Consider the following 22,952-nt stretch of genomic DNA (forward strand, 5'->3'; position numbering starts at 1 on the left):
CCCGACAGCGCCCCGCCAGACGCTGTCCTCACCGCCGGGCGCGAGGATGGACGACGCGCCATGACTGTCGAAGATCGGGCCGCTTTCACGAACCATGCGCGCCCGGGACCCCGGAGGGAGTGTCGAACACCCGGACGGCGACGATCCGGGCCTGCCGACAACCGTTCGTCTCGTGGACCCTGACCCTCAAGCGGTCGGTCAGAACAGGGGAGTCCAGGGTGATCGAGCACCGGCGGACGCGGTTGTCCTCGACAGCGGCCACCTGTTGCCAGCCGGCAGTCCCGAGAACGTCGAGGGTCGCCCGTCGAACCAGGGTGGGCATGATCTCGTCAGGGGTTCGATGATGATGCAGGTTGATGAGGTCCTCGTTCAGGTCGTCGTCGAAGATCAGGTCGATCTCGCGGAACCTGACGTGCTCGTCCCAGGCCAGCGTCACGGTCGGTTCGGGATCCCGGGCCATGTCATCGGAGGCCCACATGTTCGGCCCACCGTAGGGGCGTGCGAAACCACCGAGGACCTGCCGGGGCGAGAACGCTTCCGTCGTGCCCAGTTTGAAGCAGAGCCCTTCCCGCAGAAGCACCTGCTTCCAGTGCCTCCAGAGCGTGGGATCGGGTTCTGCCGGAGGCACCGGTCGGAACGACAGCGTGACCGAGCCGGGCGGCGAGCTGGCTCCCGCGTGAAGCCGGAGGTGCCTGTTCGCGCGGATCACGACGAAGGCATTGCACGGACTCGCGGGATGCCACACCACGGGAACGTGCGTCCAGGATCGCCCTCGACCGACGCGCACCGTCGCTGACCCGACCTGCTCGGACGGGAGGTAGTTCTGCGGCTTGCTCGTCGTGTGCACCTCGACCACCAGTGACGTGTCCTCATCGGCGTCGAGGAGCAGATCCAGTCCGTCGAGGGCCGGATCGACCGGCACCACCAGGCCGTAGTCATCGTCCAGAGGGATGAGTCGGGTGGAGACGTCGTGGGCGATCTCGACAAGGCTCGAGGAAGCGCTCGCCGACGCTGACAGGGCGAGATCTCGGGCGTCGGTGTTCTCGACGCCGAGCAGTGAGGCGTCGGCACGCACCATGGCGTGGTGTAGCTCCTTGACGTGGTGTTCGGAGAGGTTCCGGGGGGTCACGTCCAAGCGGAGCGCCGTGGCCGCAGCGATGCCGGCGGCCTCTCCCAGGGTGGCGCACGTGGCCATGACCCGAGTGCTTCCGAACGCGACGTGGCTCGCGCTGATCGTTCGCCCCGCCAGCCACAGGTTCTCGACATTGACGGAGAAGAGCGAGCGCAGCGGGATGTGGTAGTTGCCGTCGGGGTGCAGGTGGCGGGACCCCGGTTCCGAGGCGTAGACGCCGCCCGGTGGGTGGAGGTCGATGGACCAGCCGCCGAAAGCGACGCGGTCGGCGAACTCGGTCTGGTCCATGATGTCCGACTGAACCAGTACGTGATCGCCGAAGAATCGCCTGTACTCCCGCTTTCCCGGAACCGAACCAACCCACTCGAGCGACAGGTTCTCGGCAGGGAACTCTCCAGAGTTCTTGATGTAGTCCCACAGGCCGTAGACCACCGCGTGCAGCTCGTCACGGATGGTCTCGTTGTCGTGCAGGACGTCGAGTTCTCCACCCCACTCGATCCACCAGAAGTCGCAGCCGTTCATCTCGTGACTGATCTCGCGACGACGGGGGATGGCCGTGCTGCGGATATCCACGGCGAACGGGGGAGGGACGAACTTCGAAGGCCTGCCCACGTCCTTCGTGTGGAACAGGATGGTGCTACCCAAGGTGTTCGAGTCCGGAACCTCCGGCGCTGACGGCTCTCGATACATCGAGCGTGACTCACGACCCGAAGCGAAGGACGCCCCGGCCAGGTATCCCACAAGGCCGTCACCGCTGCACTCGACGAAGGAAGACGCGGTGATGCTCACCCTGCGCTCCGAGCCCGACACCCACCCCGCGATGGACCGGATCACCCGGCGATCGGGGCCGCCGTGCGCGTCTACGTCGGTGATCTCGGTATTGAGCAGAAGAGTGATGTTGTCTTCGGCGCGGACTTTCTCCAGCAGGAGCAGGTCCCAGTAGTAGGGGTTGCCTTCCGGATTCCGGTACTGGTTCTCGACGAACAGCTCACCCATGATCCCCGTCTCGCGAGCGAAGGGGTGAACGCCGTGTGCCGTCGCGCCGCAGACCCAGACGCGTACCTCGCTGGACGAGTTGCCACCGAGGACCGGCCGGTTCTGGACGAGGACGACGCGGGCGCCTTGGCGGGCTGCGCCGATCGCGGCGCTGACGCCGGCAAGGCCACCACCCACCACCGCAATGTCGGCTTCGAGGGTCTCCTCGCGCATAGCTGCCTCCATCTGAGCAAGGACGAACTGTCCGGACTTTACAACGAAATCCGTCTTATTAGTAGAGCAGATCCCGTCCGCCTGCGGTCATGGGCCATGCGAGCGCGAGAAAGAGTCGGCCGCGCGGGTGATGGGGGCGATACCGTGAACCGCCCCGGGTCTCGTGCAGGGTCTGATTTCCCGAGAGGATCAGGTCATGCCAGCACCGAGGAAGTACCCGCAGGAGCTGCGGGAGCGGGCGATGCGTCTGGTGCAGGAGGCGCGTCAGGAAGATCCGGAGCTGTCGGTGACGGCTGCGGTGCACCGGATCGGCACGCGGGTCGGGGTCAACCCGGACACGTTGCGCGGGCGGGTCAAGCAGGCCGACATCGACGCCGGGAAGCGGCCAGGGACCACCACGGATGACGCCCAGCGGATCAAGGCGCTCGAGGCCAAGAACCGTGAGCTTAAGCGGGCCAACGAGTTCCTGTTGGCGGCCTCCTCGTTCTTCGCGCGGGAGCTCGACCCGCGACTTCCGTGGTGAACGCGTTCATCGACGCGCACCGGGCCCGGTTCGGGGCCGAGCCGATCTGTCGCGTGCTGAGCGAGCACGGCGTCCAGGTCGCCCCGCGGACCTACTACACCGCCAAGACCCGCCCGCTGTCGGCGCGGGCGGTCCGGGATGCGGAGCTGGTCGAGACGATCCGGGCGGTGCACACCGACCGGTCCAAGGGGCGCGGAGTGGCCGGGTACCGGAAGGTGTGGCGCCTGCTGAAGAGGGACGGGGTGGAGGTCGCTCGCTGCACGGTGGGGCGGCTGATGCGCCAGGAAGGGCTGCACTACACCGAGCGCCTCGCCGACGCCGGCGCGCTGGCCTCCATCGGAACCGTGGGCGACCTATACGACAACGCCCTCGCCGAGTCGGTCATCGGGCTGTACAAGACCGAGTGCGTCCGCCTCGACGGACCGTTCAAGACCGTCGACGGGCTCGAGCTGGCCACCCTCTCGTGGGTGCACTGGTACAACACCGCCCGCCTGCACTCCGCCCTCGGCTACGTCCCACCAGCAGAGTTCGAGGGTGACTACTACCGTCAGATCAACCCCCGACAGGCGCCGCTACCGGGACAACTGACCGTGCACTGAGCCCGGGGCGGTTCAGTACCGGGCCGTGGCGTTGAGCTATCGATCTTGGTGGTCGCCAGGACCGCATTCACCGCGGCTTCGACTCGTCAACGGCGAGCAGGTCGACCTCGTGGCCGGAGAGCAGCTCGATTAGACGTCACTACCTGCTTCTTCGACGTCGGTCGGATCGTGGCGACGCCACCGGATCGTCCGGTCAGGGGTCGTGAGCGCGTGCGTCACCTGGCCCCCTTCCAATCGCCGGTCAAGGACCTTGGGGGAGTCGAGAACGGCTTCGCACTGACCGAGGTCGATCGACTGTCCGCCCACCTTGGCAGTCAGGGGCAGGAGGATGCGCGCCGGCTGGCTTTCGTCGAACGTGACATCGCTACCGAGGACGACCATGAGGGCGTGTCCTTCGGGGTGCGTCCCCGTGATCTCGTCGCCGTCCAAGACCGCAGCGACGCGCTGCCATCCCGCCATGTCCTTTTGCGTCACCCCCTCAAGGTCGGGGGTCCGGATCGGCGTGCTCGTGTGCTCCTGGAGTCGCGTCAGCGGCTCCAGCATCTGGAGGATGGCCTCAAGCCACTCGAAGATGTCGTGGTCCGGGTCAAAGACGCCGTCCGAGTCGACCACCCCCCGTGAGGGTGGGGTGTTTCTGACGCTGACCCGGATCTTGTTGGGGCGGTGCAACAGGCTGAGAAAGTGCAGGGACGCATAGACGGTCGCGACCGGCTTACCGGACCAGTCGCCAAACCGTAAGGTCCGGTTGAGGCGACGATCCGGCAAGTCGACCCTGTCCTCGGTGGTGAACACGCCGTGAATCTCCTCAAGGACGACGCGGATTCCACCGCGAAGACCCTCTGTGCGCTCGACCCTGCGGACGTCGACCCCAGCGAGTGACACTCCCGCCGGGTCGAGGACCTCGACGTGGAGATCCGGGTTCTGGCCCAAGTCGTGGTCCTCGGTCGGGCCAACCCAGAGGGTGCCGCCCTCCAGAGCACCACCGATCCCACCCGGTGCGGCTAGCTCCCCGGTGAACGCGCCCTCAGGGCTCGTGAACGGTGCGCCGTAGGTGAACCACGCGTCCAGCTGGCCAGCGAACTCACTGCCCGGCTCGGCCGTGAAGGCTCCCTGAATGGTGATGGGCCGCTCCTGAACCGACGCAGCACACCTAGCGATGATATCGACGGTGCTCCAGCGACCTCCGTCGGGCTCGATGAGCTGGGTGTGCATCACCATCCCTGGGCGTTCGCCTTGCCGCGGGTACGGCGGCGGGTCGCCCTCGCCGAAGCGGTGTTCGTAGCGGTAGTGCGGGTCGTGGTCCAACACCTGGAGAGCGTCGTGCAAGCGACGCTGGACCTCCTGAACCGACAGACCCTCGGGCAACTTCTCGGCGCCCACCAGAGTCATGACCTGAGCGTGGGTGGTCTCGATTAGAGCGCGTCCGCCGTGAAGGTAGTAGTCGATGACGTCGTCGTACTTCGCTGCCTGCTGGTCGGCCCACGTCAGGCCGTGCCAGATCTTGCGGATGTCGGGGTATCCCAATCCCTGGAGCCAGTCTTCTGCTTCCGGCGTGGGGTCCCACGGGGTGACCAGCCGCCACTCGCGCACGGACAGGCTCTTCCACCGGTCGTCGGACATCAGCCTGTTCAACGAGCCCTTGATATCGCGCTCCTGCTTCGCGGTCAGCTTCTCCGTGTAGCGCTTCACCTGGTAGACCACGTCCGTTCCGTCCGGACCGGCGCCGCGGTCGAGGATGTCGACACCGCCGTCACCCTTGGAAGGGGTGATCCTCACCGACTCTGGCCGTTCGCGGTTGACGAACATTGCCACAACCGCCTCGACCTGACCGCCCTCAAGCCGCGTCCACTCCACCGATCCCATGCACTTAGTATCGGCCGTTCGCGTCCTCGACCAACCAGATCAAAAGATCCACGAGGCGGGTAGGCGACGCTCCGTTCGAGTCTCCGACCGAAATCGGAAGCTCGGCGGTTCGACCGACCCTGACTGCTACCGAGGCCGAACGCAGAGCCCCAGTGACCTGCAACTTCTTCACGTCTTGGCTTCTTCTATCAGCACCACGACTCACCCTTGTTCACCGAAGTGTGCCGCTGCTAGCCAAGAGATGTCGCACAGTTCTTGCACGGCGTACCGGCTACGTGGGAGAGGCAAGGCGGGGGTCGTCGTGACCGGCTTCGCCGTCGCTCAGGAGGGAGAGTGGCCTCGGGAAGTTGTTAGGGGGTCCCGTGCGGTGGCCCTGACTTGTAACGTCACCTGGCGACAGGCAGAAAATTCCAAGCGTGTTCTTTAGGAGACTGCTGCCCTGGGGGGCCTAGATGTTAGGTCTGGTGCCAGTAGACTTAACAACTATGGATACGGCAGCCCTTGAGAACAGTCCCGTCGGCCAGCTCGTCCCCATCAGTGGGCATGACGAGCGGCAGCGTCCGTTCTCTCACGTCGCCTTCCTCCCCAAGCCACTCCCCACCACTCTCGAGTTGTCGAGCGCAACATGGACGGGGGTCGCGGCAGCGACCGAAGCCCTCGGGCGGCTCCACCAAGCATGCGCGAGCATCCCAAATCCACGCTTGCTGATCGCGCCGGCATTGGCGAAGGAGGCGGTCGACACCTCTGCCCTGGAAGGAACCTACGGAGCTCTTGCCGATGTGCTCGAGTCTCGGCTGACAGACGTTCGCCCGAAGTCGGCCGAGGTCGCCGAGATCCGCGCCTACGAGCAGATCGCCCAACTTGGCTTCGAATGGGTCCGCCATCAGCCCATCACGATCGGGCTGCTCGAACACCTGCAGGGAATCTTGGCGAAGGATTCGCGCCAAGCTCAACGGGACCCGGGCAAGGTTCGAGAGCATCAAGTGGTGATCGGTCCTGAGGGCTGCACAGTGTATGAGGCGCGCTACATTCCCCCGCCCCCAGACGATCGCCTACGTGCGGGGCTTGACCAGTGGCAGGAGTGGCTCGCGGCTGACGTGCCGTTGCCCGCCCCGGTCAAGGCCGCGATGGCGCACTACCAGTTCGAGTCTCTCCACCCCTTTGGGGATGGAAACGGCCGAATCGGACGCCTCGTCATCGTCCTCCAACTAATGCGCTCGGGCATACTCAACGAGCCCGCTTTGACGATCTCGCCTTGGCTGCGAGCTCGGCGGGACGAGTACCAGGGCCACCTTCTGGCCGTGAGCCAGACCGGCAACTGGGACCCTTGGGTTGCCTTCTTCTGCCGTGCGATCTGCGAGCAGTCCATGGCTTCCGTGCGAGTTGTCGATGCCCTCAACACCTGGCTCACGACTCAGCGGCAGACACTGAACGACCGCTACTGGACCGGGACTATCGCCAAGCTCGTCGAAGATCTGGTTGATTGGCCTGTCATCACGGCCTCCTTCGTGCAGGAGAAGTACGAAGTAAGCGCTCCGACAGCGAAATCCGCGATCGACCGCCTCATGGAGAGCGGCGTACTCCGAGAAACCACGGGCAAGTCCTACGGCCGCGTCTACGCCGCCATGGACGTCATCAACGCAGTGGAGTCGTTCGGTACATCGGGCGAGTCACGTCCGTCTGCGTGATCGTGCAAGCATGGTGCGCGATCGCTTCACGCTCCCATTGGAGCGCGTCGAGGACGGCGCGCCAGCGCCGCCCGCAGGTGGAGGCCGAGCGCGGCGAGGCCCTTGACTACAAGGAGGTCAACGCGGCAATCACGAGCCGCGTGCTCACGACCCCAGCACCTCCGCATTGGGGGCATGTAGCCACACATATCGCCACACCGGCCCAATTCCGGGGGGGGGGGGCACGCGATCGGCTGCACCCTCGCTGACCTGCAGTGATGGTGGGCCCCGTGGGGCTCGAACCCACAACCTACGGATCAAAAGGTCACGGCACCCCGTGCCAGACAGGCTCAACCAGTCGCTTGACCTGCGCTTTCGCGTCTAGCTTACGTGCGTGAGACGCCGAGCGACATCCTGCAACTGCACCAGAACTGCACCAGTGCGATGGTCAGCGTCTTGGCGCGCTCAGGTGTGGGCGGTGATGGGGTCGGCAGGTCGAGCTGGTGATCGTGGCTTGTCGGCGGCAAGCCGCGAGTCGACGCGGAAGCACTCGTGCACGACGCCGCCGGTGGAGCATGGTCGGTTCCCCTCCCCTGTGCGGGCCGGGTCGCCCTGAGCCGCACCCGGCGGCGACGGGCTCGGCCGCGCGCGGCTGATCGAGCCACGCCGCGCATACGACGAAGGCCACTCATAACGTTGGCGCCCGCCGGTGCTGGTCAGTCAACGAGCGAGCCGACCTCACCAAGCGGAACCTCGCGCAGCACGTGGAGCGGCTCCACGGTGTGGAGCTGGAGCTGGCAGGGGACCACCTGTCGATGAGCGATATCGCGGCATCCTGTCCTGGGAGCTCGGGACGTGTCTGCGCGCACCCGAGATGACCGCTGACGAGGCGATGGCCGCGGTGCGACCTGTGCCTTTCCTGGCTCACGAGTGGCTCAATGTGGCCGGTCAGCCTGGACGTCCGGAGGACGGCAGGAGCCTGGGCATCGAGGTCACCTCGTTCGCCGCCTGGGCGAGGGCCGTCCTGCCAGGCGCTTCCTGAGAGTCTCACCCGCAGGAACCGGGCTGGGTCAGTTCATGGACCGGGCCGCGCCCGCGTAGGGGCTGAGCCGCTGCACCTGGGCCATGACGTCGAGCTGCGCTGGGCCGTACAGGTTCCTGATGGCGGCGTCGATGGTGCGCCGGCCTGGCTTGGCTCCGGCCTCCAGGAGCTCGAAGCGCGGCCACTGCGCAGCGGACAGCGTGCGGAGATGGGCTGCGAGGTCGACGGCGACGTCCGCCCGGGTCTGCTGCTCGACACCATCGCCCAGGTGGTCGAAGGCGATGACCGACGGGTCGTCACGGTAGGGCACCAGGAGGTGCACGTAGGCCTCGAGAGCCGCGGGGTCGAGGACGCGGCTCAGGACGACGACGAAGGCTCGCTCGACGTCCGGAAGGTCGCGGACGTGGGCGGCGATGTCGAGGGGCAGGTCCGTGGGGGCGGCACGTTGCAGCATCACCGCCAGCTCCGTCCGCGTCGCCTGCAGCTCCTCGATCCGGGCAGCCAGCTCAGCGTCCAGTCGGCGCAGGGCCCCGGCCGGGTGCTCGTCGGTCTCGTCCAGGGCGGCGATCTGCGGCAGCGTCAGCCCGAGCTGTGTGAGCCGCCGGATGCGCAACAGCCGGACCAGGTGATGCACGCCGTACCGGCCGTAGCCGTTGGTGTCGTGCTCCGGCTCGGCGAGCAGGCCGACGTCGGTGTAGTGCCGGACGGCGCGTCTGCTGGTGTCGGCGAGTTCTGCGATCTGTCGGGGGCTCCAGACCATGACGCAATTCCTCCTGGTGATGGCTCTCGGGCTCCGCATGACCTCCCGTCCCCTGCGCGTGTCCCGGGCCGCTGGGACCACCAGCGCAGTCATTGGGGCGGGGAAGTCAAGGGTGCGGTGGACGGGGATGGCGGACGCGGACGGCACCGGCCTCCGACATCAAGGTGTGCGCGGCCTCGAAGCCTTGTCGAGGGTCTCTCCGAGCAGCTCGACCGTGGCACCGCACGAACGGGTGGCGGTGACCTTCGGCAACAGCGCCCGCCGGCTTTACGACGCCTGACGGTGTGGTCGGCGGAAGCCCGCGAGGCGTCCGCCGGACCGCGTGGGCGTGCCTCTCAGTGTCCCGAGCGCGTCGCAGCGGCTCGGAGGTTGTCCAGCCACTCGGCGAGGGAGGCGTCGAGGGCTGCCTGCATGGTCGGCGGGTCCGCGTCCACCGCGGGTCCCGCCCACGACTCGCGGGTCCTGACGACGACCCCTCCCTCGACGGGCGTCAGTTCCCACACGTGGACGGCGGTGATGCCCGCCGCGGGCCCACCCCAGACGATGCGCCGCGGCGGCTCCACCTCGTGGATCGTCGAGACGATGTCCAGGCCGGACACGTGCCATCGGAACTGCGCGCCCGGCACGAGGTGGGTCGGGCTCTCGTGAACGGTCACGTCGGTCTGCCAACGTGGCCAGTCGGCGATGTGGGTCTGGACGTCCCACACCCCCTGGATGGAGGCGGGGACGAAGATCTCGTCGCGGGTGATGACGGGTGCGGTCGTGTCGATGTCCACGGGAACTTCCTCGGTGTCGTGGTCTGTGGGATGGATGTGGGGGGAGGAGGGTGAGATCTGACTCGAAGACAGCGGGTCCGGGGGTCACCGCTTGCGCCGCAGGGCCCCGATGGTGAAGAACGCGGCGAACCGGGTCGTCGCGCTCAGCCGGCGCGAGGCGGTGAAGCCCTCCCCTCGCAGGGACGCGAGCATCCTGACGACCTCGCCGGGTGGGATGCGGAAGGTCACTCTCCGGCCGGGCCCGGAGCCGTTGGCGGGTCGGATCGTCGCGTCGAGGGTGCAGAGGTCACGGACGAGTCCGGCGAGCCCCGAACGGGTTGTCTCCTTGACCCCCTCGAGGTGCCAGCGCGTGCCGGAGTCGTCCTCCAGCTCGAGTCGGTAGCGCATCGCAGGGGCTGCCCGCGGGAACAGCTCCAGTGTTCCTCGGGTCTCGGCGTCCAGCAGGCCGGCGACCCTGAGTCGGCCCCTGACGGTCACGGGGTGGACGGGGTCGTCGGCGAAGCCTCGCAGCCCGTCGATCCGTGCCCGCAGGGTCAGCTCGGCCGCGCTGCCGCCGGCGGCGTCGTGCGCCACCATCCGCTCCGCGAATCGGACCCCGTCCCCGGCGGTCGACTCACGACGCTCGGCCATGCGCCTCGCCGCGACGTCCTCCGGCACCGGAGCCGGACGCACGGCGCCCCACTCGGGCGCGCGCCAACCGGGGTCGCCGGTCAGGCTCCGGACGAGCGCCTCGCAATGGTGCTCGGCGACCGCGAGGATCGTGGCCGAGGGGTTGACCGACGTGGCGGCCGGGATGGCGGCGCCGTCGAACACGTAGAGGCCCGGGTGGTCGTGGACCTCACCGAGCGCGTCGACGACCCCGCGAGTGCGGTCGGGCCCGACCGGGACGCCGCCGAGCGGGTGGACGGTCACGGGGCGCCGCAGCAGGGTCCACGTCGCCGCAGTGCGCACCGGCGAGCCCAGCCGGCGCGCGATGGCCGGTCCCACACGGCGCTGCGCCCGGTACAGGCGCGCCTGGCGCCGGTTGGACCACTCCAGGACGACGCGTCCCTCGTCGTCGAGCCGGAGCCGTCCGTCACTGGTGTCACGTCCCATGCCGAGCACCGCGAACGACCGGCGGGTGTCGGTCCGACGGAACCGCGACCAGGCCGCCCTGGTGCGCCGCAACGGCAGGGCGCCCTTCAGAAGATCCTGCAGCGGCGGGGGTATGGCGCCGTCCTGCACCTGGAACCACACCGGCGCTCGCCCTTCCCAGACGTCGAGCACGGTCGTCGTCGTGATCGTCGGTCCGCGAGTGAGATCACCTGTGCCGTGACGCTGGTTCGTCGTCGCGAGGAAGTCCCCGTTCCCCGAGAACCCGTGGCCCAGCGTCGGGGAGAGTCCGGGAAGCGTCCCGTCGACGTCGCGCGCTCGCAGGAGGAGCTCGGTCGTCGCGACCGCCCCGGCGGCGAGCACGAGCCGGGTGGCCGTGTACCTGCGCTCCTGCGACGTGTCGTCCGTCGCGGACGTGATGACGGCCCACCCGTCGTCGAGCCTCTCGAGTCGCCGGGCCTCCGCGCCGGTCACGATGGTCGCCCCTTCCCGCTCGGCGACGGCCAGGTAGTTCATGTCGAGGCTATTCTTCGCCCCGTGGTTGCACCCGATGACGCATTCGCCGACGAAGCGGCAGCCCCGCTGCTGAACTCCGTGGGCGTTGGGTCGCTCGGTGTCGGGGTCTCCGAACGTGACGGCCAGCAGCGGGCGAACGGTCGCTTCGGCGACGTCGAGGTCGCGGGTGACGTCCTCGAACAGGCGGGTGCGCTCGGGATCCCGACCAGAGGCCGGGTCCGGCGGCATCGTCGACACCTGGAGCATGTGGGCCGCCAGGTCGTAGTACGGGTCGAGCAACGAGCGCGCCATGTGAGGAGCGGTGGACGTGTCCATCACGGCCTGTGCCGGCCGGGCGAAGACGTTGGCGTAGGCCAGGGAACCTCCGCCGAGGCCGGCGGCCTGGACGACGGCCATACGGTCGAGCCACCGGATGTCGTAGAGGCCGCCTCCCTTCTCCCACAGCCATCCGGCGTCGAGGTCAGGCCTCCTCGGGAAGCTGCCGGCCGGCCACCGCCGGCCGCGCTCGAGGACGACGACGTTCTGTCCGGCCTGAGCGAGGCGTGCGGCGGCCACGGCGCCGCCGAAGCCGCTGCCCACGACGATGACATCGGCGTGTGCGACGGTGTCGCGCTCGGGCTGCTCGGACGTGGGCCCCTTCGTCATGGTCGTACTCCTTCGGCTGTCGGGTTCAGGCACGTCACGGGCGGGGGGTCATGGATATCGGCCGACGCAGCCGGTGGGCGCCGAGTCCCAGCAGGACGACGACGACCGTCAACGCGCCGGAGACGGCGAACGCGTCCGCCACGCCGATGCGGCTGACGAGGGGGGCGAGGACGAGGGGCGAGAGGAACTGACCGAGGAAGATGGCCGACACGAGACCGCCGAGGGCGCGACCGCGCCGTTCTGCGGGAACGAGGTCGACGATCCAGAGGTTGAGGGTCGGAACGACGAGCCCGACACCGAGTCCGCCTACGAGGACGCCGATGAAGAGGACGGCGGTGAAGGAGGTCATACCGACGACGACCCAGCCGAGGCCGAGCAGGACGAGGCTGACGGCGGTCACGCCGACCTGGTCGAGGTGCCGACGCACCTGCGGGAACAGCGCGGCCGCGACGGCCGAGCTGGCCGTGCTGGCCGCGACGACGATGCCGATGAGCGTCGCCGATGCCCCGCGGTCCGCGAGCAGGAACGGGAGCTGCGTCGGGGCCATGAAGAACACCAGAGTGCCGACGCCGGCCACGACGAGGATGCCGAGGACCTGGTGCACCGCCCGCTGCGGCATCGGCGCACCGCTGCCTGGCCTTGGTGGGGTGGCGGACGGTGCGGGGCGCTGCCTGGACCGGAAGGCGACGGCCGCGAAGGGCAGGACTGCGGCTGCAGCGGCGTAGATCCAGAAGGGCGCGTTCCACGCGATGGTCGAGAGCCATCCCGCGAGCGGGAGGAAGACCACCCCGCCGAGGCTCGCGAACGTCTGCTGCAGACCGATGTACCTGCGGCGCTCCTCGCCGTCGAACTCGCGCGTGATGAGGGTGCTGATGCTCGTCATCACTCCCCCGACGCCGATCCCGAGGAGCACCCGGGTCACCAAGAGCACTGCGAGGGACGGTGCGAAGGCACCCGCGACACCGGCGACAGCGTAGAGGGCGAGCGACCCTAGAAGCACGGGCACCGGGCCGAGGCGGTCGGACGCCGACCCGACGACGACCGCCGTGAGGGCGATGCCGAGGGAGGTGATCGTGAGCGCCAGCCGCACGAGCACCCCGTCGTCGGAGCCGGATCCCAGGGCAGGACCGAGGGCGGGCAGGCTGGGGGAGATGACGGCGGCCGCCATGATGGTCAGGGTGGAGGCCGCGAGCAGCGTCCCGATCACGAGACGGCCCGGGCGCCCGGCCGTGGCGGTCGTGCGCTCGTGGGCGGTTGCCGCCGTCGTGCCCGTGCGGTTCGTCGCCGGGGTCGAGTGAGGCATGAGGTTCCCGTCGCGAGGTGGATGGCTGCTGATCCGCAGCCCTGACACCTCGACCGTGCCGCGCCTCCGTGCCCGGCGGCAGTGGTCCACGATGGTCAGTCGTGCTCGTCGCTGCCCGCTGCCGCCCTCGGTGTCCCGGACCTCAGCAGCCGCCAGACGCCGTCCGTGAGCTCGTCCATGCCGCGGGCGAGGTGACGGCGGTAGGTGCTGAAGGGGATGCCCAGCCGCCGCGCCGCCCCCTTCTGGGTCGGCGTGCCGGACAGGTACGTTGCCACCACCGCGTCGTGCCCCTGCAGTGAGCGCTCGTCGCCGCGCATCGAGTCCAGCGCGGACCGGACCAGTGACCGGACGGCGGCGTCCACTGCGCGAGGGTCGGGGTCGCCGCCGGCTGATGCCCCCGGGGGAGCGGCGACCCGCGCCAGCGTGGTTCCGGCCAGCGCGAGGGGGCGACGCCACAGACCGAGTGCCTCCCGGACGGCGCCATCCAGGTCGGGGCGCGCGATGGGTGGCCGAACGTCCTGCGGTGCCTGGCTCCCGATGACCTCGAGGAGCCAGTCCTCGAAACGGTATCCACGCCAGTCCCGGCCGAACAGGGCGTGGAGGTGTCCGTCGAGCTCGACCCGCTGACCGGTGTCGAGCATCGCGCCGCCCAGGCGTCGCTCCCACGCGGGGGGATCGGGATATACGAGGAAGCCGGCTCTGATCGCGGAGTCCCGGGCCACGCGCGCCAGGGCGAACCAGTACGTCAGCACTCTGGCGTGCGTCCCGTCCGGGACGTCGGGGTCGTGCACGACGAACCGGGCGACGGCGAACTCGTCGCCGTCGCGGAGACCGACGTCGGTGCAGAAGGCCCAGGCCGCTCGCAGCACGGGGTCCCGCGCGAGGTCCTCCTCGGGTGGTGGCGCGCGGAAGGTCAGACGTGCCGAGAACGCGACGACCTCACGGCTCTCGCTGGACCTGTACAGGGTGAACGCCGTGGGCTGCCGTTCGAGCCAGTACTCGACGAGCGCAGTGGACTCGTCGCCGAGGAGGCGCCGGGAGAGCGTCAGGACCGTGTTGCCGTCCAGGGGATCGAGTGCCTCGTCGGTGACGGCGCCTCGACCGCTCCAGGTGAACGCCTCCGAGAGCAGGTCGCGGTAGAGGAACAGGAGGTCACCCATCGTCTCGACGGCCTCCCGTTCACTGCCCGTGCGGACGGTGGCCAGCAGGTGGTCGCTGAGGCTCGTGCGCATGGCATCGAGGGCCGCGCGGTCCCGCCACTTCAGGTCGGCGACGAGTGCTTCCCGGACGACGTCGTGCGGGAACACGCCGGTGGGCGAGGAGTCGATGTAGGGCTGCTCGCGCAACCAGGCGAAGAGCCCCTCCGCGTCGTGCTCTGGGAGGGTGGTCCGTAGTGTGCGTTCGGTGGTCGTGGCGGCGAGCGCCGCCACCTCGAGCGCACGGCGGTGGGCGGACGTCGGGACGTCTCCGACCAGGCGAGCGAGGAGCGTCCGCAGGATCTCGGCGGAAGGGACCCATCCTTCTCCGGGGTGCGAGCGCGTGTCCGCAACAGCGACGGCGAGGGAAAGCGTCAGAGGGTTCCCTCCGGCGAACCTGATGACCGAGTCGTGCAACGCGGCCGGTAGCCCGGCTGCCCCGAGCAGCTGTTGCGCCTCGGACCGGGGCAGAGGTCCGAGGGGAAGCTCGCTCATCGCGGCGTGCCAGCCGGGGTCGATCCGCCATTCCATGTCGGGAGCCTCACGACCGGCGACGACGACGAGCGTGCGGTCGCTGGTGCCGGGCAGGACCCGTTCGCGCAGGACCGGCCCTAGCCAGCTGCATTGCTCGACCGTGTCGACGAGGACGACAGGATCGTCGTGCGTCCGAGCGTCGGCGAACAGGTCGGCGAGCTCGGAAGGTCGTCGGAGGTCGCGACCGTCGACGGTGTGGACCGAGCGGCCGGTAGCGCGTGCACGCGCTTCCACCCAGTGCAAGAGGGAGGACTTACCGACGCCCCCCGGCCCGTGGACCCAGAAGACCTGGACCCCGTCGGAGTCACCGGCGACGGCGGCGCCGAGGAGGCCGGTCTCCGTGGGGCGACCCACGAATGCTCGCTCCCGGGCCCGTCTCACCCGGTTCCCGACGTCGGCTCCGCCGCTCTCCCCGTCCACGTGCTCAGTCTGGACCATCGCTCCCCACCGACCTCCGGTCCGACGAGTGGAATGTCCGCCCAGGACGGCGGCGGCGGGCGTGCGGAACCTGCGGCTCGGCGCGCCCGCCGCTCGAGCCCGGCCTCAGGCCTGCTGCGGGTTCGCAGCGCCCGAGTACGAGGGCAGGTTCGCCACGAGGTCGCGGACGTCCTGGATCTCGGCGTACCGACGGGCGTGAAGAGCCTCGATCTTCTCCCCGATCTCAGGGTCCTCGTCGTCCGTCGTGTCGTACGAGACGAAGGACTCGACGATCGGCAGGCCCACGCGGTCCGTCGCGAGGTGGGCGGGATGCACGAGGTACTCCCAGAAGCCGTCGATGTCCGTGATGGCGAAGACCGCGCCGTACTCGAACTCGCCTCCGAGGTCACGGCCGACGACGTAGTGCTGGACCGAGGGGATTTCCTGCCCCTGGGTCCGCAGGCTGTCGAGTGCCCGCTCGACGTCCTTCGGGTCGGCGTCGGCCTTCATGGTGAACCGGTTGTGGTGGTAGATCACGGTCAACTCCTCATCTCGGCCGGGTTCCCGGCCGCAACGGTGCCTCCGGGACGGTCCCGGTACCAGACCCACGATGTCGGCGTTTCGTGCCCGCACGACCCGGAACCCCGTGTCCACCGCTGCCCATCGATGTTCGGTGGCGGGACTACCGCATGACCCGGTCGACGAAGGTGAGCAGGTTGTGACGGAGGCGCGCGACGCGGCTCTCGACGGACAGGGTCTCGTGAATGACGGTGGCGCTCGGGGGCGCGAGGAGCCCTCGCGCGTAGAGGGAGCAGTCGAGGGACGTGCACATCTCGACTCCGACGGTGTTTCCGTCCCGTCCTGCCCGTCCCGCGCGCGGGGCGACCATGAGACCGACCCCATCGGCCCCGTGGGTCGTCGTGCACAGCGAACACATGCGCTTGCGTCGCAGTCCCTCGCCGCCGGTGGCGCGCTTGAGCCGGACCCCGACGGGACCGTGATCCGGGGTAGGTATCACGAGGTGTGCGTGCGCAGGGTTCTTCGGATCCAGCCAGGCCAGCATGTCGACGTCGTCCCACGACCTGGTCGCAAGATCCTGCGGAACGGTCATCCGGGAGATCTGGCCCTTCGTTGCGTTGACGAAGCTGGAGCGCACCTGCGTCTCGGTGAGAGGTTCCATGCGTCCACTATGCGCACGCCTAATACACATAGGCAAATGCCTTTGCTGAGGTGTTCTTGACCTGGCCGTAGCGGCCACGTGTGCACTCTCGTCAATGTCCCTACCTCGCGAGGACGCCTCATGCCCCTCTCGGTGACCAGGATTCACTGGTCGTCCGCTCGTGGATTCGTCGTGTCTGCTGACGCCGAAGCTGCCGTACGCCGCCTCTCCCACGCGATGGTCGCCGCGCGGACGAGGGCATCATGACGCCGGTGCGGGGAGGGTCCGCCGAGGACGAGCGGTCCGTCGATGCCACCCCCGACGCCGATGCGACCCCCTCGTACACCTCCCGGTCGCGATTGCAGTCCGACCGGGCTCGTTACTGGACGAGCACCGGATCGGCCATCCTCGCCACCATCGTGGTTATCGGGCCGGCGATGGTCTCGGGAGGTGTCGCCGTCGATCTCACGGGGCGCACCGTGGCGATCGTCTACTTCGTCATGTGGGTGCTCTTCTGCTGGTTCTACGCGGGGCTGACCTGGCGAGCCATGCACGGGCATGACGGGTCCGCGCTCGCCCGCTTGCTGCGTGAGAGCGCCGAGGAGCGACGCGCTCGACGGCGCACGGAGTCCTTCTGGGCCACCGGCGGGCCGTCTGCGGCCGTCGTCCTGTGCCTGCTCGCCCTCGTGGCGGTCTTGTTCACGGCCGTGCTCCCAGAGCTGCGCACGGATGCCATTGTCGCAGCGCTCGCAGTGGCCGTCGTCGCGGCCACCTGGGTCCTGCTCGTCGCCGTGTACGCCGTGCACTACGCCCGGGAACAGGCGAACGTCGGAGGCCTGAGGTTCCCCGGAGACGACGGCGAGGCCCCGTTCGAGGACTTCGTCTACGTCGCCGTCCAGGTCGCGACGACGTTCGCGACGTCCGACGTCACCGTCACCTCGACCGCGATGAGGCGGGAGGTGACGCTGCACAGCGTCATCGTGTTCACCTTCAACACCGTGGTCGTCGCCCTGCTCGTCTCGGTCCTCGTCGCCGGCCGGGGCTAGCGCGCAGGGTCGAAGCGGGGCTCGCCGACCGCGATCATGAACAGTGCTCGACTAAACGGAGTGGCATTCCGTATATTTGTGAGTCCAGCGGATCATGACGCCAAGCGCAAGTCCGCTGCGGACACCACTTCGCGCGGGCGGACACTGCTCGCGCCCGAGCCCTTCGGAGAACGCCATGAGCAGGACGATCGACGAGATCGAGACCATTACTTCGGGTGGAGCCAGTCCCGTCGTCACCTACCACCCGGTCGTCCTCGACGTCCCGGGCCGAGCCGTGCCGCTGGCCCTCAAGGTGTCCGCGCCGGCGAACGGCACCGACCTTCCTGTCCTCCTGCTCTCACACGGACACGGCGCCTCGGTCTTCCTGTCATCACTCCACGGATACGGTCCGCTCTCGAACTACTTCGCCTCTGAGGGGTTCGTCGTCCTCCAGCCGACCCACCTGGACTCCGGCACCCTCGGCCTGCGCGAGGCCGACGACCCCGACGCCCCGCTCTACGCGCGCTCGCGGGCCGCGGACATGCGTTACCTCGTCGACCACCTCGGCGACATCGAGTCGACCGTGCCGGGTCTCGCCGGTCGGGTCGACCACGATCGCATCGCCGCCGCCGGCCACTCCTTGGGCGGACACACGACGTGCATGCTCCTGGGGATGGGCGCACAGGACCCCGCCACCGGGGAGACGCTCGACGCCCGCATCGACCGCGTCCGAGCCGGTGTCGTCCTCGCGGCGCCGGGCAACGGCGACCTGGCCGACTGGGCTGCCGAGAACTACCCCTGGCTGCGGGTCTGCGACTTCTCGACGATGACGACGGACGCGCTCGTCGTCGCGGGGGACGAGGACCTCAACCCGATGTTCTCGGACCGGCTCAGCTACCGTTGGGACTCCTACACCCAGAGCCCGGGGCCGAAGTCCCTCCTCATGCTGCACGGCGCCGAGCACATGCTCGGGGGTGTGTCCGGGTACGACGCGGACGAGACGACGGACGAGGACCCGCAGCGGGTCGCGCTCCTGCGGTCGGTGGCGGTCGCATACCTCCGCTCCGTGCTCTATCCCGGCGACCGGTCCTGGAACGACGCGGTCGCTGGTCTCGCGTCCGAACCGACGGCCACGGTCGAGGAGAAGTAGCGCCTCCGAGCCGTCGTCCCGGCGTACCCGTACGCTCGTCGAGGGCGTCGCCACGGACGTCGCCGGAGCGAAGGAGCGTCGTCGGAGGATGTCAGGCACCTCTAGTCAGCGGCGTCCGCGGATCGACGGGCAACGCAACCGGGCTGCGGTGCTCGCTGGGGCCAAGACCGTTTTCGCCGCTCGCCCGGACTCATACGTGTCCATGGCCGACATCGCCCGCGCGACAGGGGTGGGCGTCGGCACCGTCTACCGGCACTTCTCGAGCCGGAGCGAGCTGCTCGAGGCCGTCTTCACCGAGGAGGTGGACCGGGTGTGCGCGCAGGCGCGGCCCCTCGACGGCCGGTCGCCCGGAGCCTCACTGGAGGCATGGCTGCGGACGTTCTTCGCGTTCGCGCGGGAGCGCAACCACGTGTCTCTCGAGCTCATCGCGGACATCGGGGTGGACACGATCTTATTCCGTGAGGACAGGTCACGGTTCTGCGCCGCGGGCGGTCCTTTGCTGGACGCCGCGCAACGCAGCGGTGAGGTCGGGCACCGACTCGACATCGGTCAGGTGCTCGACGCGCTGGTCTGGCTCGCGCGCGGGCAGGGCGATGACGATCACGTCCGGCCCATCGTCGAGGTGTTCCTCGCCGGACTCCGGGAACCGGCGAGGACGGACTGATCCCCGCCGCGGCGTGCCGCAGCCGTCTACCAGGAGACTGAACCGCGGACAGGCGGGCGCCCGAGCGCGGCCGGGCGGTGTGCGCGGCGCGAGAAAAGGTCGTCGCCGTCGGTCACGAGCGGCAGAGCGCTCGAGGCGCGGGCCTTGTTCGGTGTGGCCTAGCGAGAGACTCCGGCCACGAGGTCCGTCGACACGTCCCACAGTCGTCGTGCAGACACGGGATCGAGGGCCCACGCCTTGACGCCGTGCGGGTGGTCGCTCAGCAGGGCGTCGTCCGGGACCGGGTAGGCCTCGCGGCAGTCGTCGAGATAGTGCCCGCCGGTGTGGGCGAACGCCGGGTGCACCGCGGCGACGAGCGTCGTGGCCGCCCCCTGCTCGGGAGTCTTGTAGCGGAAGACACCGGCGGCCTCTGCCGCGTCGAGCGACGCCTTCTGCTCCGCACTGAAGTGGCGCTGCAGCCCGGTGGCGACGCCGCCGGGGTTGGCCGTGTTCGCCACGACACCGTCGTAGGCCCACCGTCGGCTCGCCTCCACCGACATCAGGGAGGCGGCGGTCTTGGACCGGGCATAGGCGATCTGCGGGTCGTACGGCCGGGACCGGAAGTGCGGGTCGTCCAGTCGACGTCGGCCCGCATGAGCGCGGTCGAGCTGAGGTTCACGATGCGGGAGCCGTCCCGCTCGGCCGACCCCCGACGGAGTGCGTCGTGCAGGCCTGTCGTCAGGGCGAAGTGTCCGAGGTAGTTGACGACGAACTGCAGCTCCCACCCCTCGCGGGTGCGCTCGAGCCCCGACGTCACGACGCCGGCGTTGTTGACGAGCAGATGCAGGGGCCCTTCCCAGGCCGCGACGAACCGGGCCACCGACCCGAGGTCGGCCAGGTCGAGGTGCACTGCCCGGACCGGTCCGGGAACGTCGGCGTCGACGGCCGCGGCGGCCGTCCGACCCGCGTCCAGGGCGCGCACCGCCATCGTGACGTCGGCTCCGGCGGATGCCAGGGCCCAAGTCGTCGCGAGGCCGATCCCGCCAGCTCCGCCGGTGACGACCGCACGCAGGCCGGAGAGGTCGTGGCCCGCGACGACCTCGGAGGCGGTGGCCGAGCCGTCGAACTCGGTCGTCAGGAGACGAGGGCCGGGCATTCCGCGGTCGTGGTTCGTCGTGGTCACTGGGTCCTCCGGTCGGCGGGGGGGTATTCGGGAACACCGGTGGGGTGGCTATCGACCGCCGCCGGACGGCGGGCCGCCACGAGGCAAAGACGCGTTCATCCGACACCTGGCCCCCGCGGCCACCTCAAGCGGTGCTCCTGCTCCGCCCGGCCCGTCAGTCCTCGAAGGATCGCGTCGGGCGGCCCATCGCTCGGGCCGCTCGGACGAGGACGTCCCGCTGGTTGGAGGAGTACAGGTCGGCGATGGCCAGCTGGACCGTCCGCTGTCGGAGAGCGGCACCCGCGTCAATACGGTCGAACAGGTCCGAACGCTGCAGTGCGATGGTGCAGAGGTGGTCGGCGATCCCCGATCCTATGGCCCGGTTGACATGCTCGTCGGGCTCGTCCGGAAGAGCGTCGAAGGCCGCGACGGCGGGATGGGTCCGGTACAGCACCAGGAGCTCGAGGTACGCATCGAGGCCGTCCGGCTCCATGGCGCGGCTCAGGACGACGAGGAAGGCGCGTTCGGCCGGCGGAAGCCCCGAGGCGACGGCCGCCGCCTGCGCTGGCAGGTCGGTGGGACTCGCCCGCTCCAGCATGGCCGCCAGCTCGAGCCGTGTCTGCTCCAGCTCGCGCACGGCGGACGCGAGCCGGTCATCCAAGGCGCGGAGCGCCGAGGCGGGATGCTCGTCGGCGTCCCCGATGGCCGCGACCTCGGGCAGGCTCAGGCCGAGGCCGACGAGCCGTCGGATCCGCAGGAGTCGGATGAGATGCGACACCCCGTACTGGCCGTACCCGTTCGTGCCGCGGCTGGGGGCAGGGAGCAGGCCGATGTCGTGGTAGTGACGGACGGTCCTGCGGCTGGTCTCGGCGAGCTCACCGAGCTCGCGTGGGCTCCAGGCCATGTCGGCCTCTTTCCTGGTTGTGAAGGCGGGGGCGTTCACCGTGGGAGGCGACGCCGTCGGTGGGTGGCCAGTCGCGCAGGACCGCGTCGAGGACGTTGACCACCCGACCGAGCGACTCCTCGGCCGGTGGGTCGCTGTGGTCGAAGGATCCCGAGAGCTCGAGGTCGACCATCCCGTGGACGAGCGCGCTGAGCACGCGGATGGCATGCACCGTCTCGACGGGGTCGGTGATGTCGTACCCCCGGAGCACCGCTCGCAGCTGATCCGCTTGCCGCGGACCGGCACTGGCGATCGCCGTCTCGGCGTCGAGGGGGGTGCGTGCGGCGGCGTAGCGGCCGGGGTGTCGGCGCGCGTACGCGCGCATCGTGAGCACGAGTGCCGCGACCGCGTCCCGCCCTGACCGTCCGGCGAGCGCCTCGGCGACCTCATCGGCGATCTCGGTGAACGCGAGAAGGGCCACCCGCACTCGCAGGTCGGACGTGCCCCGCACGTGTGCGTAGAGGCTCGGAGTTGAGACACCGACGCGCCGGGCGAGTGCCGTCACGGTCACCGCGTCGATTCCCTCTTCGTCGGCGAGGGCAGCTGCCTCGCGGGCGAGGATCTCTGGAGTAAGACCGGCTCTGGGCAAAGGGATACCTCTAACGACCATCGGAACATGCCTAACCGTCCACCGAACGTACCAACGGCCACGGCTGTTCCGTCTTCCAGCAACATCCGGACGGTCGTCGAGAATCGTGACCCAGGTCACATGCCGTCGCCTTGAGGTGGACGCAGGGGCCACGTGTGACGTGGGTCATGCAGGGCGGATGCCGCCGTGCCCGACCTCGTCGTCCTCTCCCAGAAAGCCCTCTCGTGTCGACTCGTGCCGCAGACCGTCTCGGTCGCCCGTCCCCGTCATCCGAGGATTCGCACACCCATCAAAGCGGCAGAGGTGAGCGGCCCGGTGTGCCGGAGGTAGCCGTCGGGCTGCTCGTGTGGGCCGCCGCCGTCTTCGGGCTCGTTCCCCAGCTGCGTCGGCTCGACCTCTCGCCCGAGCTGACCGGACTGGTCCTGACCGCGCTGTCCGGGGTCTTCGCCGCTCTCGGGTTCGCAGCGGCGTCCTCGCTGCGCATCCGCTCGGGTGCGTCCTTCGGGATTCGGCGGGTCTCCCGGCGGTGGCTGCTCGTCGCCGTGGGGCTGGGGGTGGCGACTCTCATCGTGAAGAGCCTCGCGTCCGCCGCCTGGATCCTCGTCAGCGGCGAGCAGAGCAACCCGCAGGCCGAGTACGCGCAGGGAGCCGGAGGCGGCCTGCTGTACCTCGTCCTCGCCACCCTGTTCCTCGGCGTCGTCACTCCCGTGGGCGAGGAGCTGCTGTTCCGCGGCGTCGTGGCCAACGCTCTCCTGCGCTGGGGGCCCGTGATGGCTGTCGGCGGCAGCGCGTTGGTCTTCGCGCTCTGTCACGGCGTCAACTCCGTCCTGCCTGCGGCTTTCGTCCTCGGCCTCGTCACCGCGGAGCTCTTCCGCCGGACCGAGTCCATCTGGCCAGGAGTCGTCGTACACGTCGTCGTCAACCTGCCCGCCCCGCTCGTCTCCGTGCTCTACGGCCTCGGTTAGAGCCCCGAGGCAGCAGACCGACGTCGGCGCTCCAGGCCCCCC

Annotated in this window: 18 protein-coding genes, 1 pseudogene and 1 other annotated feature; of the genes and pseudogenes, 6 read left to right on the top strand and 13 right to left on the bottom strand. The window is 69.3% G+C overall.

Translation table 11 applies throughout. The features are described from left to right. Positions 1-85 precede the first annotated feature (85 nt). Complete coding sequence (locus KC207_RS00835; protein ID WP_211600999.1) at positions 86-2,341, bottom strand: FAD-dependent oxidoreductase; 2,256 nt, start codon at positions 2,339-2,341, stop codon at positions 86-88. 196 nt (positions 2,342-2,537) lie between these two features. Between KC207_RS00835 and KC207_RS00840 the strand changes: the two are divergent. Then, positions 2,538-3,463, top strand: a pseudogene (locus KC207_RS00840) (IS3 family transposase). Then, positions 2,822-2,950, top strand: a sequence feature (AL1L pseudoknot). (Overlaps the previous pseudogene by 129 nt.) 129 nt (positions 3,464-3,592) lie before the next feature. Here KC207_RS00840 and KC207_RS00845 read toward each other — a convergent pair. Further along, positions 3,593-5,326 carry a restriction endonuclease gene (locus KC207_RS00845; protein WP_211601000.1) on the bottom strand — a complete coding sequence of 578 codons (1,734 nt, stop codon included), beginning with the start codon at positions 5,324-5,326 and terminating at the stop codon, positions 3,593-3,595. 485 nt (positions 5,327-5,811) lie between these two features. Here KC207_RS00845 and KC207_RS00850 point away from each other — a divergent pair, with 485 nt between their 5' ends. Further along, positions 5,812-7,014 carry a Fic family protein gene (locus KC207_RS00850; protein ID WP_211601001.1) on the top strand — a complete coding sequence of 401 codons (1,203 nt, stop codon included), beginning with the start codon at positions 5,812-5,814 and terminating at the stop codon, positions 7,012-7,014. A 1,049-nt stretch (positions 7,015-8,063) separates the two neighbouring features. Here KC207_RS00850 and KC207_RS00855 read toward each other — a convergent pair. The 7 genes from KC207_RS00855 to KC207_RS00885 form a co-directional block, all read right to left on the bottom strand. Then, positions 8,064-8,795, bottom strand: coding sequence for a helix-turn-helix domain-containing protein (locus tag KC207_RS00855; protein WP_211601002.1), 732 nt, complete (start codon positions 8,793-8,795; stop codon positions 8,064-8,066). 335 nt (positions 8,796-9,130) lie between these two features. Continuing rightward, complete coding sequence (locus tag KC207_RS00860) at positions 9,131-9,571, bottom strand: SRPBCC family protein (RefSeq protein ID WP_211601003.1); 441 nt, start codon at positions 9,569-9,571, stop codon at positions 9,131-9,133. 84 nt (positions 9,572-9,655) lie between these two features. Then, complete coding sequence (locus KC207_RS00865; RefSeq protein WP_211601004.1) at positions 9,656-11,824, bottom strand: GMC oxidoreductase; 2,169 nt, start codon at positions 11,822-11,824, stop codon at positions 9,656-9,658. Positions 11,825-11,858: 34 nt separating this feature from the next. After that, the gene (locus tag KC207_RS00870; protein ID WP_211601005.1) at positions 11,859-13,127 is read right to left on the bottom strand and encodes an MFS transporter; all 1,269 of its coding nucleotides are present in this window, start codon (positions 13,125-13,127) and stop codon (positions 11,859-11,861) included. Positions 13,128-13,222: 95 nt separating this feature from the next. Then, a complete protein-coding gene (locus KC207_RS00875; protein ID WP_211601006.1) occupies positions 13,223-15,211 on the bottom strand; it encodes a P-loop NTPase family protein in 1,989 nt (662 codons plus the stop codon). A 189-nt stretch (positions 15,212-15,400) separates the two neighbouring features. Beyond that, positions 15,401-15,811, bottom strand: coding sequence for a Dabb family protein (locus KC207_RS00880; protein ID WP_211601007.1), 411 nt, complete (start codon positions 15,809-15,811; stop codon positions 15,401-15,403). A gap of 145 nt (positions 15,812-15,956) precedes the next feature. After that, entirely contained in the window at positions 15,957-16,454 is a 498-nt protein-coding gene (locus KC207_RS00885) for an FBP domain-containing protein (RefSeq protein ID WP_211601008.1), read from the bottom strand. Positions 16,455-16,696: 242 nt separating this feature from the next. On the opposite strand from KC207_RS00885, the gene KC207_RS00890 reads away from it, so the two are divergent. From KC207_RS00890 to KC207_RS00900, 3 genes are all read left to right on the top strand, one after another. Then, on the top strand, positions 16,697-17,479 hold the full coding sequence (locus KC207_RS00890; protein WP_211601009.1) for a DUF1345 domain-containing protein: 783 nt from the start codon (positions 16,697-16,699) through the stop codon (positions 17,477-17,479). Positions 17,480-17,654: 175 nt separating this feature from the next. Beyond that, entirely contained in the window at positions 17,655-18,608 is a 954-nt protein-coding gene (locus KC207_RS00895; RefSeq protein WP_211601010.1) for an alpha/beta hydrolase family protein, read from the top strand. An 88-nt stretch (positions 18,609-18,696) separates the two neighbouring features. Further along, positions 18,697-19,272, top strand: coding sequence for a TetR/AcrR family transcriptional regulator (locus KC207_RS00900; protein WP_211601011.1), 576 nt, complete (start codon positions 18,697-18,699; stop codon positions 19,270-19,272). A gap of 158 nt (positions 19,273-19,430) precedes the next feature. On the opposite strand, the gene KC207_RS00905 is transcribed toward KC207_RS00900, so the two are convergent. The 4 genes from KC207_RS00905 to KC207_RS00920 all read right to left on the bottom strand — a co-directional run bounded on the left by KC207_RS00905 (position 19,431) and on the right by KC207_RS00920 (position 22,065). Next, complete coding sequence (locus tag KC207_RS00905; RefSeq protein ID WP_211601012.1) at positions 19,431-19,769, bottom strand: SDR family NAD(P)-dependent oxidoreductase; 339 nt, start codon at positions 19,767-19,769, stop codon at positions 19,431-19,433. Positions 19,770-19,810: 41 nt separating this feature from the next. Next, the gene (locus tag KC207_RS00910; RefSeq protein ID WP_211601013.1) at positions 19,811-20,407 is read right to left on the bottom strand and encodes an SDR family NAD(P)-dependent oxidoreductase; all 597 of its coding nucleotides are present in this window, start codon (positions 20,405-20,407) and stop codon (positions 19,811-19,813) included. Positions 20,408-20,588: 181 nt separating this feature from the next. Then, positions 20,589-21,317: a helix-turn-helix domain-containing protein gene (locus KC207_RS00915; RefSeq protein WP_211601014.1), complete on the bottom strand. Its 729-nt coding sequence runs from the start codon at positions 21,315-21,317 to the stop codon at positions 20,589-20,591. Continuing rightward, a complete protein-coding gene (locus KC207_RS00920; RefSeq protein ID WP_249138468.1) occupies positions 21,289-22,065 on the bottom strand; it encodes a TetR/AcrR family transcriptional regulator in 777 nt (258 codons plus the stop codon). Before KC207_RS00920 ends, KC207_RS00915 begins: the two co-directional genes overlap by 29 nt. A gap of 197 nt (positions 22,066-22,262) precedes the next feature. On the opposite strand from KC207_RS00920, the gene KC207_RS00925 reads away from it, so the two are divergent. Next, complete coding sequence (locus tag KC207_RS00925; RefSeq protein ID WP_211601015.1) at positions 22,263-22,910, top strand: CPBP family intramembrane glutamic endopeptidase; 648 nt, start codon at positions 22,263-22,265, stop codon at positions 22,908-22,910. The last annotated feature ends 42 nt before the right edge of the window (positions 22,911-22,952 follow it).

The sequence above is a fragment of the Phycicoccus avicenniae genome, assembly GCF_018139485.1.
GTDB lineage: Bacteria > Actinomycetota > Actinomycetes > Actinomycetales > Dermatophilaceae > Phycicoccus > Phycicoccus avicenniae.

What these genes read in the sequence shown, in the direction of transcription:
- KC207_RS00900 (WP_211601011.1), top strand. Translation starts at nt 18,697, where the DNA reads ATGTCAGGCACCTCTAGTCAGCGGCGTCCGCGGATCGACGGGCAACGC.
- KC207_RS00865 (WP_211601004.1), bottom strand. Translation starts at nt 11,824, where the DNA reads ATGACGAAGGGGCCCACGTCCGAGCAGCCCGAGCGCGACACCGTCGCA.
- KC207_RS00835 (WP_211600999.1), bottom strand. Translation starts at nt 2,341, where the DNA reads ATGCGCGAGGAGACCCTCGAAGCCGACATTGCGGTGGTGGGTGGTGGC.
- KC207_RS00845 (WP_211601000.1), bottom strand. Translation starts at nt 5,326, where the DNA reads ATGGGATCGGTGGAGTGGACGCGGCTTGAGGGCGGTCAGGTCGAGGCG.
- KC207_RS00890 (WP_211601009.1), top strand. Translation starts at nt 16,697, where the DNA reads ATGACGCCGGTGCGGGGAGGGTCCGCCGAGGACGAGCGGTCCGTCGAT.
- KC207_RS00870 (WP_211601005.1), bottom strand. Translation starts at nt 13,127, where the DNA reads ATGCCTCACTCGACCCCGGCGACGAACCGCACGGGCACGACGGCGGCA.
- KC207_RS00910 (WP_211601013.1), bottom strand. Translation starts at nt 20,407, where the DNA reads ATGCCCGGCCCTCGTCTCCTGACGACCGAGTTCGACGGCTCGGCCACC.
- KC207_RS00850 (WP_211601001.1), top strand. Translation starts at nt 5,812, where the DNA reads ATGGATACGGCAGCCCTTGAGAACAGTCCCGTCGGCCAGCTCGTCCCC.
- KC207_RS00885 (WP_211601008.1), bottom strand. Translation starts at nt 16,454, where the DNA reads ATGGAACCTCTCACCGAGACGCAGGTGCGCTCCAGCTTCGTCAACGCA.
- KC207_RS00915 (WP_211601014.1), bottom strand. Translation starts at nt 21,317, where the DNA reads ATGGCCTGGAGCCCACGCGAGCTCGGTGAGCTCGCCGAGACCAGCCGC.
- KC207_RS00855 (WP_211601002.1), bottom strand. Translation starts at nt 8,795, where the DNA reads ATGGTCTGGAGCCCCCGACAGATCGCAGAACTCGCCGACACCAGCAGA.
- KC207_RS00895 (WP_211601010.1), top strand. Translation starts at nt 17,655, where the DNA reads ATGAGCAGGACGATCGACGAGATCGAGACCATTACTTCGGGTGGAGCC.